At 59.7% G+C, this 12,866-nt stretch carries 10 protein-coding genes; 3 read left to right on the top strand and 7 right to left on the bottom strand.

What is annotated here, in order from left to right; translation table 11 throughout:
* Window positions 1-82: 82 nt before the first annotated feature.
* From WCY31_RS08180 to WCY31_RS08190, 3 genes are all read right to left on the bottom strand, one after another.
* A complete protein-coding gene (locus WCY31_RS08180) occupies window positions 83-1,336 on the bottom strand; it encodes a M18 family aminopeptidase (protein ID WP_345972007.1) in 1,254 nt (417 codons plus the stop codon).
* Window positions 1,337-1,464: 128 nt separating this feature from the next.
* Complete coding sequence (locus WCY31_RS08185) at window positions 1,465-2,532, bottom strand: ADP-ribosylglycohydrolase family protein (protein WP_345972008.1); 1,068 nt, start codon at window positions 2,530-2,532, stop codon at window positions 1,465-1,467.
* A 9-nt stretch (window positions 2,533-2,541) separates the two neighbouring features.
* Window positions 2,542-2,985, bottom strand: coding sequence for a thioredoxin family protein (locus tag WCY31_RS08190; RefSeq protein WP_345969313.1), 444 nt, complete (start codon window positions 2,983-2,985; stop codon window positions 2,542-2,544).
* A 142-nt stretch (window positions 2,986-3,127) separates the two neighbouring features.
* Between WCY31_RS08190 and WCY31_RS08195 the strand changes: the two genes are divergently transcribed.
* From WCY31_RS08195 to WCY31_RS08205, 3 genes are read left to right on the top strand one after another with little or no spacing between them, the layout of a single operon-like run.
* Window positions 3,128-3,880 carry a hypothetical protein gene (locus WCY31_RS08195; RefSeq protein WP_345972009.1) on the top strand — a complete coding sequence of 251 codons (753 nt, stop codon included), beginning with the start codon at window positions 3,128-3,130 and terminating at the stop codon, window positions 3,878-3,880.
* A gap of 27 nt (window positions 3,881-3,907) precedes the next feature.
* A complete protein-coding gene (locus tag WCY31_RS08200) occupies window positions 3,908-4,768 on the top strand; it encodes an NAD(P)-dependent oxidoreductase (RefSeq protein ID WP_345972010.1) in 861 nt (286 codons plus the stop codon).
* A complete protein-coding gene (locus WCY31_RS08205) occupies window positions 4,765-5,463 on the top strand; it encodes an SDR family oxidoreductase (protein WP_345972011.1) in 699 nt (232 codons plus the stop codon). The genes WCY31_RS08200 and WCY31_RS08205 overlap by 4 nt, the downstream gene beginning before the upstream one ends.
* An 8-nt stretch (window positions 5,464-5,471) precedes the next feature.
* Here the strand turns inward: WCY31_RS08205 and WCY31_RS08210 are convergent, their stop codons facing one another.
* The 4 genes from WCY31_RS08210 to WCY31_RS08225 all read right to left on the bottom strand — a co-directional run bounded on the left by WCY31_RS08210 (window position 5,472) and on the right by WCY31_RS08225 (window position 12,796).
* On the bottom strand, window positions 5,472-5,894 hold the full coding sequence (locus WCY31_RS08210; protein WP_345972012.1) for a pyridoxamine 5'-phosphate oxidase family protein: 423 nt from the start codon (window positions 5,892-5,894) through the stop codon (window positions 5,472-5,474).
* Window positions 5,895-5,978: 84 nt separating this feature from the next.
* Complete coding sequence (locus WCY31_RS08215; RefSeq protein ID WP_345972013.1) at window positions 5,979-6,854, bottom strand: AraC family transcriptional regulator; 876 nt, start codon at window positions 6,852-6,854, stop codon at window positions 5,979-5,981.
* A 17-nt stretch (window positions 6,855-6,871) separates the two neighbouring features.
* Complete coding sequence (dnaE, locus tag WCY31_RS08220; RefSeq protein WP_345972014.1) at window positions 6,872-10,492, bottom strand: DNA polymerase III subunit alpha; 3,621 nt, start codon at window positions 10,490-10,492, stop codon at window positions 6,872-6,874.
* A gap of 132 nt (window positions 10,493-10,624) precedes the next feature.
* A complete protein-coding gene (locus WCY31_RS08225; protein WP_345972015.1) occupies window positions 10,625-12,796 on the bottom strand; it encodes a TonB-dependent receptor in 2,172 nt (723 codons plus the stop codon).
* Window positions 12,797-12,866 lie beyond the last annotated feature (70 nt).

Below are 12,866 nucleotides of genomic sequence, written 5' to 3' on the forward strand. Positions count from 1 at the left end.
ACACAGTCCGGACGGTCCAACCACCTGCTTTCACTACTTTCTTCAGTGAAAGTACCCCCACCCTTTATTCAGCATTGACGCTTTAAAGCGCCAGCAGCATCTCGTAGAGTTCGAAGGCATCCTTCGTGCCCGCCAGTTCGCGGATGGAGTGCATGGCATAGGTCGGCAGTCCGACGTCGAGGGTCTCTATGCCCAGCCGCGTCGCGGTGATGGGGCCGATGGTGGAGCCGCATCCCATATCGCTGCGGGTGACGAACTCCTGCAGCGGGTGGCCCGCGCGTTCCGAAGCGAGGACGAAGCGGGAGACGGTACGGGAGTTTGACGCGTAGCGCTGGTTGGCGTTGAGTTTCAGTACCAGACCCTTGTTGATGTAGGGGGCGTGCTCCGGGTCGTGCTTGTGGGCGTAGTTGGGGTGTTGGGCGTGGGCGTTGTCGCAGGAGACCATCAAGGAGCGCTGGCAGAGCTGAACAAAGGCTTCATAGCTCCCCGTGATACGCTGCAGCGTATTTTCCAAAAAGGGGCCCGCCGCCCCGCTGGTGCTCTCGCTGCCGACCTCTTCGTGGTCGGAGAGGATCATCAGGTAGGGACGGTCATTGCCGACGCTGCAGATGGTAAGCAGCGCCACGTAGCAGCTCAGCAGGTTGTCCAGGCGCGCCGAGGCGATAAACTCCTTTGCCACGCCGACATAGGAAGCCTTTTGCGTATCGTAAAGGCTCAGCTCATGCGACAGCAGCCGCTCGAAGTCTGCCACGCCAATAGCTTCAAGCTGCTTGCCTACCCACGCTTCGAAATCAAAGCTTTCGTCGCAGCCGATGAGTGCCGGCAGGTCCGTCTGGGGATTGACGGAACGGCTCTGGTTCGCCTCACGGTCGAGGTGGATCGCCAGGGAGGGGATCACCGCCACTGCGTCACCCGTGTCGATATTCGCCTCTTTGAGCTCCCCCGTTTTCGTCCGGTAGGCCACCCGCCCGGCAATGCCGAGGTCCCGGTCGAACCAGGGGTTCATCAGCAGCCCGCCATAGGGCTCGACGCCTAGGCGCACCGTACCGCTGCCCTTCAGTACCGGCGAAGGCTTCAGTTTGAGGTTGGGCGAATCCGTGTGCGCCCCGAACATGGCGTAGTCGCTCTCGCCCGTGTAGGTGAAGGCGATCACCGAAGAGGCGTTGCGCGTCGTGTAATAGCGCCCTCCCGCCTCCAGCGTCCATTCGCTGCGCTCGTCCAGGTAGGTGAACCCGGCGTTCTCCAGCATTCCCGTCACGTTCGCAACCGCGTGGAACGGCGTCGGCGACGCATCCAGAAAGCCCAAAAGTCCGTCGTTGAAATCTTCTCTCGTCATGCTCTTTCCCGTATGATATAGTCGTTTGATTGATATCTGATTATAGCGTCCGCACCGCTTCAGGACGCTTATGGGAGCAGAGCAGCCAAGCGTACGCTAGCAGGCTTTAAGCGTACAGCGACAGCATCTCACGCGCTTTGCAGCAGCGGCAGCTTCTCGAGCAGGGTTTCGCAGTACTCCCACTGGTCCAGTGACTGTTTCCATGCCTCCGGGATTGCGTTCACACCGTAGAGGGCGCCGAGTACCATCCCGATGGCGATGGCCCGCGAGGCGTTGTCGCCGCCGACCATCGCGTTGGCCTGCAGCGCCTTTTTCAGACCGTCCGTTTCGCCGCCGTATTTGAGGATGAAGTAGACGGCACCCGGCAGTGTACCCTCCGTCGGGCTCGCCTTGCCGACGCGCACCGGTTCGGAGCGGCCGATATCCCACAGCCGGGCCATACTGGTGAGTGCCAGGTCGTCGACGAACTTCTCTTTGCCGAGCGGGGATTCCGGGTCGGTCGCCTCTTCGAACTTGGCGATCGCCTGGAGGGTTTTGGCCTGGAAGAAGCCGCCCATCTGCTCGCCGACGGCGCGGATCGCATCGATGGGAGCCGTCCCGTTCAGTACCCGGTGGGTCACTCGGGCGAAGTACTCCCCGCCGCCGAGCGCCTCGGCGTTGCGGTGGGTAAACATCGCCTTCTGCGACGCGTCGACCACCGCCTCTTCCGTATCATAGTAGCCGTGCGCCGCGACGTGCCGGATCGCCATCGCGTTGGAGATCCCGCCCAGGTTCTCGACGGGGAAGCCCCGCTTCACCTGCGCGTAGGTCTCCTTGGTCATCGTGCAAATCCACGACCCCCAGCCGTTCTCCAGCCGCTGCATCCAGTGGGGGATGAGCTCGGAAACGCTGACTGCGCGCGGGGGCTCCGCCGTCTTGGCCAGATGCTCGAGAAAGAGAATATTGTAATCGCCGTAGTCGGTCGTCCCGCCCGCCTTTTTGCCGGGGTGGTAGTTCTGCGCCCCCCAGCCGATGCCGTGGGTCTGTCCGCCCATCATCTCGCCCGGAGACATGAAACGGTCCACCGGTTTGCGGCCGTAGGCCAGGTAGATCTTCTGGGCGTCGTACTCGTAGTGGCTTCCGAGGCAGAGGGCATCGCCGACAATCGCACCGAAAAATGCCCCTTTGATCGCCTCTTGTTTTGTGATCGCGCTCATGACCGTCTCTCAGAGCGTCATCTGGATCAGGCTCTCCGCCCACATGCTGAGCTGGTCTTTGGAGAGTTTGCTGGTAAAACGGTTCATCTCCATTCCCCTGCTGAAGGCAATGGTCGTGGGCAGTTCGTTCACACCGTATTGCAGCGCAAGCGGCGCGTCGTTGAGTGTATTCACCTTTAAAAAGCGCACTTCAAGGGCGCAGGAGGAGGCCGCTTTTTCGAAATCCGGCGCCATCTCCATGCAGGGACCGCAGTCGGGGGAGTAGAAATCGACGATGACGGGAATGTCGTTTTCGGCGATGTGGAGCTTGAACGCCTCCGCGTCGCAGGTGACGGGGGTCGTGTCCGTCAGGGGTTTGCCGCAGCTGCTGCAAGGCACCTCTTTTTTTTCGACTTCGTTGACGACGCTGTTGACGCTTTGGCAGTGGGGGCATACGATCTTGAGAGTGTCCATCTTTGGCTCCGGAAATATAGTGTTGCCGGAGGGCATGCAAAATCCATGCCCGTCGGCCGTTTTTGCCGCTGAAACGGAGTGCTGTTCCGTTTAAAAAGATGGAGTATCATCCCGCTTATACACCCTTAAAAAGGTATCTGCCATGACCCATTCACGTGTTCCCCAGATCATTTTGCTTTACTGGATCATCAAGATCGCTTCAACCACCCTTGGCGAAACCGGCGCTGATATGTTTTCCATGACGTTTGAGATCGGCTACGGAAGTACCATTCTCATTTTCCTTGCCATCTTCGCCCTGCTGGCCGCCGTCAAGATCGCGATGAAACGCTACGATCCGGCCCTCTACTGGCTGACGTTTACCGCCTCGGCCATCGCCGGAACCGCGATATCGGATTTTATCGACCGAACGCTGGGACTGGGGTACGCCGCGGGATCAATGCTCCTGCTCGTTCTGCTGGCAGGTGTCTTGTTGCTGTGGCGTGCCAAAACGCGTTCGCTCTCGGTCGAACAGATCAGCTCTGTCCCGGCGGAGACCTACTACTGGCTCGCCTTTTTGATCGCCAACACGCTGGGAACGGCGGCAGGTGATTTCCTTGCAGACGACCTTCAGATCGGTTTCATGTACAGCGCCCTTCTGATCGGCGGGGTTCTGGCCCTGACGGCGCTTTTGCACTATGTCACCGCCCTTTCGCCGGTCCTGCTCTTCTGGATAGCATTCATCCTGACCCGTCCTTTCGGCGCGACATTCGGCGACCTGTTGACCAAATCCGCCGACGACGGGGGCGTGGCATTCGGCACCATCGGCGCCTCGCTCGTTTTCACTCTGATGCTCGGTATCGCCCTCTTCTTCGAAATACGTCGTGAAAGGGCCTATATCCCGGAAGAAAAGGCATAATACGCAAAACAGAAAAAAGGAGTACACATGCATCTGGGATTTATCGGGCTCGGACACCTCGGCCGCGCCGTCGCCGAGCGGCTGCTGGAGTGCGGACATACGCTCAGCGTCTACAACCGGACGCCGCAACGAGCCGAGGGGCTGGCTGTCAACCTCTGCGGCCATCCGCGCGACGTCATCGAGCAATGCGACGTCGTACTGCTCTGCCTCTTCGACAGCGCCACGGTCGACGCCGTTCTCTCCGGCGAAAACGGCCTGCTTGGCGCCAACGCCCCCGGCAAGACCGTCATCGACCTGACCACCAACCATTTCGACGCCGTTGCGAGTTTCCACGAACGCTGCCGTCTTGCGGGGGCCTCCTACCTGGAGTGCCCGGTGCTCGGCAGCGTCGTCCCCGCGGCCAACGGGGCGCTGACGGTGCTGGCCAGCGGGGAGGAAGAGGTCTTTGAGGCGGCCCGGGGCATCCTCGAATCCATCGGAGCGCACCTCTTCTACCTGCGCGAACCGGGGCGGGCGACAAAGATGAAGCTCGTCAACAACCTCGCCCTGGGCGGCATCATGGCCGTTTTGGCGGAAACGGTCGGCATCGGCGAAGCGGCCGGGATCGAGCGTGAAACGCTCCTGGAGATCCTCGCCGTCGGCGGCGGCAAATCCCTCGTGTTCGACGCAAAACGCCAAAAACTGCTCGACGACGACTACGCGCCCCACTTCTCCAACGCCCTGATCTACAAAGACCTGCACTGCCTGCAGGACCTGGCCTACGGCCTTGAACAGCCCCTGTACACGGCCGCCATGGTCAAAGAGCTCTATGCCCGCACCTTCGCCGAAGGGTTCGAGGGAGAGGATTTCGCCTCCGTCGCCAAACTGTTCCGGAAGCGCAAGCAGTGAGAACGCTCCTCGTTACCGGCGCCGCGCAGGGGATCGGGCTCGCGACTGCGACCCTTTTTGCCGGACGCGGCTGGAAAGTCTACGGCCTCGACATCCAGGCGGAATCCCTCTTCGCCGCATCCCTGCAAGGCGGATTCGAACCGCTCGCCTGCGACCTCGCGGACCCGAAAAGCATTGAAAGAGCGGCGGCATCCCTGACGCACCTCGACGCCCTCGTCAACAACGCCGCAACACATGCCAACGGCGACCCCCTGACACTCTCCGTAGAGGAGTGGAAACGGGTACTCGACGTCAACCTGACCGCGCCCTTCCTCCTCAGCCGGGCCGTGGCACCGCTGCTGATGCAAAGCGGCGGCAGCATCGTCAATATCGCCTCAACCCGTGCGCTGATGAGCGAACCGCATACCGAGGCTTACAGCGCGAGTAAAGGGGGCCTGCTCAGCCTCACCCACGCCATGGCCATGAGCCTCGCCCCCGTGCGCGTCAACGCTGTCAGCCCCGGCTGGATCGAACACGCCGCCCCCGAATCTCTGCACGGTTTTGACCACACCTTCCATCCGTCGGGACGGGTCGGCGGCGTCTCCGATGTCGCGGAGATGGTCTGGTACCTCACCGGCGACAATGCGGAGTTCATTACGGCACAGAACTTCGTTATTGACGGCGGCGTGACGAAGAAGATGATCTATCCGGAGTGACGGGGGCTTTACGATGCGGGCTGAAACGGCACCCTTTCAATCGCCGCTTCGCGCAGATTGTCCGCAAGCGTCCAGAACCACGCTTCCCCGTTCACCGGTGACAGCAGCATAAAGGAGGGATCGTCCGCGCTGAAGTGCGCCAGGTACTCCCGGGTCTCGATCAGCTGCTGCTTGATCGCGCGATCCTCCACCGCTCTCATCTCCGCGCGGATCCGCAGCATTGTCGTAAAGTCCTGCGACAGGTAGCAGAGCTCCACCTTCGGGTTGGCCCGCAGCTGTCGCCCGACGGCTTTGGCGGTCGACGAGGTGAAATAGAGCTTCCCGCCGATGATGTTGCTTAAAAATCCGCGTACATGCGGCTGTTCCCCCTCCGCGGTCGCAAGGGTACAGACAGGGTTTTGTGTGATAAATGCCAGAATTTCCTGAGGCATAAACTACTCCTTTTTTCGGCACAGTATAGGCAAAGTCCCGGGGGCTTCGCGAGTACAAACACGCTGAAAAAGCGCACGATTCGGCTATTTGAAGCGTGAGGCGTACTCGGAGGGGGTCTCGCCGAAGGCCGCTTTGAAACGGCGGGCCATGTACGAGGCGGAGTTGAATCCCGCTCCGAGCGCGGCATCGGTCACGCTCGTCTTCCCCGACTCCAGCACCTTCTTGACATGCTGCAGCCGCACGCGCAGCAGGTAATCCCCCGCGCTCATCCCCAGCGCGGACCGAAAGAGCCGCCCGAAATGCGACACGGAGACGCCCGCGACCTCCGCCAGCGTTCGCTGCTCCAATTCATAGGCGTAATGGAGGTGGATATATTCGACCGCGGCATTGATGCGCCCCTGCAGCGAAACGCTCTCACGCTCAGCCGGGAACGTCGAGAGCGTATTGCGGACGATCAGGTGTGTCAGGCTCTGTGCCAGCGAGGCGGCCAGCGGACGGGCCTGTTCCCGGCACGACTGCATAAAGAGCTGCAACAGCGGCTGGATCCCTTCGTCCAGATCGAACATCTCGCCGTTGAATGCCACCGGATCATCGCGGTATTGTCCGTAGACGCTCTCAAAACTGCCGGGATTGACGAAGATGGCGCAGTAGCGCGGCGGAAGGTAGTTCTGTACCTCGTGGTGCGCAATGCGGGGGGAGAGGCAGAAAAGATGGCGGGGCTTCGGCGTCAAACGCCTTCCCTCTAGGACGACCTGCGTCGCTTCGTCGTACTGGATCACGAACATATAGGCGGGGTGCTCATGTTCGGGCGTCACGGCATAACCGCACTGCCCGCCGACGGGGATGAACGCGCAAAACTCGGGCGAAACATAGGCGTCGACGAAACGCAGCTGCTCCTCCGTCACATCACCGACGAGCGATCGGATCGTCCGCAGCGCTTCGGGCGAGATCGTCTGCATTAAGTGCCGTGACCGCGTTATGCCACGTCGACGTCCGAGAGGCCTGCCAGCTCCTCCATGATGGAGTTGTTGACGCGGATAGCCGAGTCGATGACGACGTTTTGCAGCTTGGAGACGATGTTGAGCTTCAGCGGGCGCGTGCCCGGGTGGCGGCGGACAAGACGGTAGAGCTCCTCGAGGCGCTCGACGCCGTTGTCCAGGTGCAGGCGCAGGGTCAGCGGCTCCTGCGGCACCTCGCGGATCTTCGTACTGACCTTCTTGCTCTCTTTCTTCACCTCTTTGAGGCTCATAATCTTCGTCACGCTCGTGCGGGTGAACATCTCCGTATGGGTCACCTTGACCTTAAAGGCGATCGGCTCGTCGAGGTTCATCGCCTCGAGCTCCTCGAGCTTGTCGCTGAAAAGCATCACCTCGAGGTTGCCGTGGAAGTCCATAAGGTTGACGATGCCAAACTGGTTCCCTTTCTTGGAGATCTTGTGCGTGATCTCCTCGACCTTCCCGATAAAGATGGCGAAGGAGCCGTCGGCGATGTTCTCCAGGTCGGACGAGAGGGTATATTCGAGCTGCTCGAGCTCCTCGCGGTAGTCATCCAGCGGGTGGCCGGAGACGTAGAAGCCCAGGGTCTCCTTCTCGAACTCGAGGATCTGCTTGAGACCGAACTCCGGAGCATCTTCGAGCCTGAGCTGTACCGTGGTGACGTCGGCGTCGTCGCCGAAAAGACTGCCCGCGGCGTTCTTGCGCGCCTGCATGGAGTCCTTGGCCGTCTCGATCACCGTTTCCATCTGCTCGAGCAGCGCGCGGCGCGAATACTGGTAGCGGTCGAAGCCTCCCGCCTTGGCGATGGATTCGAGCACCTTCTTGTTCACCTTCTGCGGGTCGATGCGGTTGACGAAGTCCTGCAGGTCCGTGAACTCGCCGTCCTTGCGCACCTCGAGGATCGATTTGACCGCGGAGGTCCCGACCCCTTTGATGGCGCCGAGCCCGAAGAGAATGTGGTCCTGGTCATCCTTGCGGGTGGCGCTGAACTCGAGCTGCGAATCGTTGATGTCCGGCGGGCTCAGCTCAATGCCCATCCGCTTGACCTCATCGATGTACTTGACGACCTTGTCGGTGTTATCCTTCTCCGAGGTGAGCAGGGCCGCCATGAACTCCTGCGGGTAGTAGGTCTTGAGCCATGCCGTCTGGAAGGTGACCATCGCGTAGGCCGCCGAGTGGGACTTGTTGAAACCGTAGCCGGCGAACTTCTCGATCAGGTCAAAGAGCGCGGAGGCCTTCTTGTAATCCAGCCCCTGTTGCTGCGCCCCTTCGGAGAATTCACGGTTGTACTTCTCCATCAGGTCCGCTTTCTTCTTACCCATCGCACGCCGGACGATGTCCGCGCCGCCGAGGCTGAAGCCCCCGACGGTCTGGACGATCTGCATGACCTGCTCCTGGTAGACGATCATGCCGTAGGTCGGTTCCAGGGTCTCCTTGAGCATGTCGAAGCTGACCTCCTCGAAGGGGTAGAAGATCTTCTTGCGCCCGTGCTTGCGTTCGATAAAGTCGTCAAGCATCCCCGACTCCATCGGTCCCGGGCGGTAGAGCGCCAGGACCGCAATGAGGTCTTCGAAGTTGGAGGGCTTGAGCCGCTTGTTCAGATCCTGCATCCCGCTCGATTCGATCTGGAACATCCCGACCGTCGCACCGGACTGGATCACTTCGTAGACCTTCGGGTCGTCCACATTGATCGTGTTCCAGTCGATCACTTCGTTATAGCGCGTCTTGACGAGCTTGATCGCGTTGTCGATGACGTCGAGGGTCTTGAGGCCGAGGAAGTCGAACTTGATCAGGTCGACATCCTCGAGGTAGTTAAGCGAGTACTGGGTGACGAAGGTCTCCTCCCCCGGCGGCTTGTAGATGGGAGTCTTCTTCCAGAGCTCTTCGTTGCTGATAACGACCCCCGCCGCGTGCATCCCGGCATTGCGCTTGAGCCCTTCGAGCTTGAGGCTGAACTCCCAGACGCGCTTCGCCTGCGGATCCGTGTCGATAAGTTCCTTGATCTTCGGCTCTTTCTGGAAAGCGCCCGGTTTGAAATCGTCGCCTTTCTTCTTGCCGTTGAGGGTGATCCCCAGCTCTTCGGGGATCAGCTTCGCCATCTTGTCCGCCTGACTCAGCGGCATATCAAGCACGCGGGAGACGTCGCGGATGACCCCCTTGGCCAGCAGGGAACCGAAGGTGATGATCTGCGCCACCTGGTTGCGGCCGTATTTGCGCACGACGTAGTCGATCACCTCGCCGCGGCGCGCCTGCATGAAGTCCATATCGATATCGGGCATCGATACACGTTCGGGGTTCAAGAAACGCTCGAACAGCAGGTCGTACTTCATCGGGTCGATGTCGGTAATCTCCAGCGCGTAGGCGACGAGGCTCCCCGCCGCGGAACCGCGTCCCGGGCCGACGGCGACTCCCATCCGCTTGGCTTCGGCGACGAAGTCCCAGACGATGAGCATGTAGCCGGGGAACTTCATGGAGTTGATGACGTCCATCTCGTACTCCAGGCGCGCCCGGTACTCCTCGTGGCGCTCCTGCGGCACGTGTTTGAGACGCTCTTCCAGCCCCAGGCGGCAGCGGTGGATGAAGAACTCCGCGTCGTTCTTGTCGGCGGCTCCCATCCACTTTTTCTTATCGTCTGCCGTCGCGCCGGGCCCCAGCGGCGCATCGTCGGCATGGTCGATATTGAGTCCCTCTTTCGCGGCGTATTCGCGGGTGAATTTGAAGTTCGGCGGCGTCGGGTTGCCCAGTTCGAGCTCGAGCTGGCACTTGTCGACGATCTCCTGGGTCGCCTCTAGCGCTTCGGGGATATCCGCGTAGAGCCGCTGCATCTGCTCCGGGCTCTTGACGTAGAACTCGTGGACCGAGTGGCGCAGACGGTTGGGGTCGTCGTAGAGTTTATTCATCCCGATACACATGAACGCCTCGTGGTACTGGGCGTCGTCGGGGAAAGTGTAGTGGGTATCGTTCGTCGCGACGAGCTTGATCCCTGTCTCCTGGGAGAGCTTGAGCAGCGGTTCGTCGATAAAGAGCTGGTCGGCGATGCCGTGGCGCATCAACTCAAGGTAGAAGTCCTCGCCGAAGATCTCCTTGTACTCCAGCGCGACCCGCTTCGCCTCGTCGTAGCCGCCGGCCCCGAACTTGACATTACGTTCGCTGTTGGTGTTGAGGTGCCAGCTCACCTCGCCCTGCAGACAGGCCGAAGTACAGACAAGCCCCTCGCTGTGCTCGCGCAGCTCCTGCTTCGTGATCCGCGGGAAGTAGTAGAAGCCGTGGATGTAGGCCATGGAGGAGAGGTACATCAGGTTCTCGTACCCCTTCTGGTTTTTCGCGTAAAGACAGATGTGAAAACGCTGGCGCGTGCTTTTGTCATCGAGGGTCTCGCCGTTGTGGATATACCCCTCCATGCCGATGATGGGCTTGATCCCCTCCCCTTTCATCTGGTGCCAGAAGTCGATGGCGCCGAACATGTTGCCGTGGTCGGTCATCGCCACGGAGGTCATCCCGAGCTCCTTGACGCGTTTGGCAAGATTGCTGATCTTGTTCGCGCCGTCGAGTAGGGAGTATTCGGTGTGCAGGTGCAGGTGGGTAAAGGGTTGGACGCTCATCGTAGGCCTTCAAAAACGTATTCGGTAATCAGGAAGTTATTATAGTGGGATGCGGGTAAAAAGAAGCTCTCGCCGAGCGCCGGGCTCGGGAATTGGAGGGCGCATTAAGCGAGGGGCAAAAGCACTGAACGCCTAGAAGCGGTAGATGAGTCCGGCGAAATACTCTTTGCCCGGTGCGACCGTGATCGTCGGGTCCTCCCGGTCGAAGGTACCGTCCCCGCTCTTGTCGCCGGTGAAGTAGACCGTCTGGTAGTAGTGTTCGTCAAAGACGTTGTTGACCTTGACGTAGCACTCCAGTTCGTTGCCGCCGACGTGCATCGTATAGCGCGCCTGCAGGTTAAGAAAAGCGTACCCCGGCATCTTGATCATGTTCGTCTCGTCCGCATAGTATTCCGATTGCGCGTACACCTGACCGATCACCTTCAGGTTCGGCGAGAACCTTATTGTCGTGTAGAGGTCGAAGATGTTGTTCGGGGTTCTCGGCAGCTCGTTGCCGACGATGTCATACTCCGGTCCGCGGTAGGCGATCTTCACGGGGTCATGTTTCGTGAACTCCGCCTTCAGATAGGTATAGGCGAGGTTGAACGAGAGGCGCCGCGTGGGGTCGCTCTTGAGGGAGAGTTCCACCCCCCGGTTGCGCGCATCACCGATATTGTCCGTGATGCCGCCGCTGGTCGCAAACGAATAGGTCCCGAAACGGTAACCGATGATATCTTTCGTATCCATCTGAAAAACGGAAAGCTCGTAATCGAGGAGATGGCCACCAAGATTCCCCCGCGCGCCGACCTCGTAGGTGATGCTGCGCTCGACGTCGATGGGCACGGCCACGCCGTCCGTACGGTTGCGGTTTTCGTAGTTCGTGACCATCTTGTCCACCGTCGGTGTCCGGTAGCCGGTGGAGATGTTGGCGTAGAGGGTCGTGTCGGCGTCAACGGCATAGGTCGTCCCGACCCGGTAGCCGTTTTCATTATAGGTGTGATCGTCATAAAGCTTCTCATTGTTCCAGTCGGTACCGTTGTAGTCGTGCGAAACAACCTCGTACATATCTTTCTGAATATCGTGGCGCATATTGAATACAGCCGTCCATGCCGGTGTCACGGCATATTTCAGCTCACCATAGAAGGCGTGCAGACGCTGGTCGTCATTGGTGTGTGTCAGCTCCCCGGCATAGTTCGCAACGGGATTTCCCTCGACGTCCGTCGAGTTGTAGTCGATCAGTGTCTCGCTGCCGGACTGGTACTGGCGATCGCCGAACTCGTAGCCGACAAGATAGGCGAAATCCGCCAGCTCCTGTTTGAACTCCAGCTTGGCCCCCTTCTGTTTTTTGTGTTCCAGGGTGTGCCGCGCGTAGGTGTCACCGATGCCGTCGCCGTCGGTATCCTGCGGGCTGGAGATGTAATCGTATTCGTCAATGTAGTCGTAGACGTTCAGCAGCAGGTTCCCCCCGTTGGCAAACTCTTTCGTATAGGTAAGGATGTACTTGTCCAGGTCGACCTCGTTGTCCTTCTGAAAGCCGCTCGCCGCCGTACCACGGGGATTGGCGTCCGCCGCGGTGACACCGGTCGATGAAGCGCGTTTTTGCTCCTCGTACTTGAGCGTCTTGTCGATGCCCAGCGTCACGTCGCTCGTGTCGTCGATATAGTAGGAGAGCTTGCCGCTGAGCGACTTGTTCCAGTAAGCAGAATCAACCCAGTAGCCGTCACTTTTGCGGTAGTTCGCGTTCAGACTGGCGGCAAAGCTCTCCCGGCTGATGCGGGCCGTCGCTTCGTAATCCTGGGCATTGAAGCTTCCCGCTTCCGCACTGACCGAATAGGCGTCGTCGCCGCCCCGTGGCTTGGAGGTCGTAATAACGATGGCACCGGCCATCGCGCGGTTGCCGTAGAGATAGGCCGCACTCCCTTTGATCACCTTGATGCTGGTGATATCGCTCATATTGAGACGGAATTTGCCGCTCTTGGCGTAGACGGGGACCCCGTCGACAATAATCGCGACCCCGGTATCCTCCCACATAAACTCCTGCTGGTTGATCCCACGGATATGGATCTCGACGACTTCGTTGCCCATAAAGTCCGCCGTCACGCCCGGCACGGTCTGAAGCACCTCGTTGAGCTGCTTGGGGTTGATCTGCTCGATCAGCTCCTGATCAATGTAGTTCACCGTCGAGGCTTCGGTTCTTCCCGCCGCTTCGTTGGTGATCGTCGATGACTCGACGCTGATCGTCTCCATCGTATAGTTGTCTGCCGCTCCGAGCGTCGTAAACGCTCCAAGCAGTACGGCACTGGCAGCCGCAACACCTCTTTTCATTTATACCCTCCTCTTAAAATATTAAATAAACATATGTATTTAATATTGAATATAATAATTAAGACTAGAT

Origin of the sequence: Sulfurimonas sp. HSL3-1, from assembly GCF_039645995.1 — a bacterium.
GTDB classification, from domain to species: Bacteria; Campylobacterota; Campylobacteria; order Campylobacterales; family Sulfurimonadaceae; genus Thiomicrolovo; species Thiomicrolovo diazotrophicus.

Bases quoted from the DNA above. Each gene is read 5' to 3' on its own strand.
- WCY31_RS08225 (WP_345972015.1), bottom strand. From the start codon at position 12,796: ATGAAAAGAGGTGTTGCGGCTGCCAGTGCCGTACTGCTTGGAGCGTTT.
- WCY31_RS08195 (WP_345972009.1), top strand. From the start codon at position 3,128: ATGACCCATTCACGTGTTCCCCAGATCATTTTGCTTTACTGGATCATC.
- WCY31_RS08210 (WP_345972012.1), bottom strand. From the start codon at position 5,894: ATGCCTCAGGAAATTCTGGCATTTATCACACAAAACCCTGTCTGTACC.
- WCY31_RS08200 (WP_345972010.1), top strand. From the start codon at position 3,908: ATGCATCTGGGATTTATCGGGCTCGGACACCTCGGCCGCGCCGTCGCC.
- WCY31_RS08190 (WP_345969313.1), bottom strand. From the start codon at position 2,985: ATGGACACTCTCAAGATCGTATGCCCCCACTGCCAAAGCGTCAACAGC.
- dnaE (WP_345972014.1), bottom strand. From the start codon at position 10,492: ATGAGCGTCCAACCCTTTACCCACCTGCACCTGCACACCGAATACTCC.
- WCY31_RS08185 (WP_345972008.1), bottom strand. From the start codon at position 2,532: ATGAGCGCGATCACAAAACAAGAGGCGATCAAAGGGGCATTTTTCGGT.
- WCY31_RS08215 (WP_345972013.1), bottom strand. From the start codon at position 6,854: ATGCAGACGATCTCGCCCGAAGCGCTGCGGACGATCCGATCGCTCGTC.
- WCY31_RS08180 (WP_345972007.1), bottom strand. From the start codon at position 1,336: ATGACGAGAGAAGATTTCAACGACGGACTTTTGGGCTTTCTGGATGCG.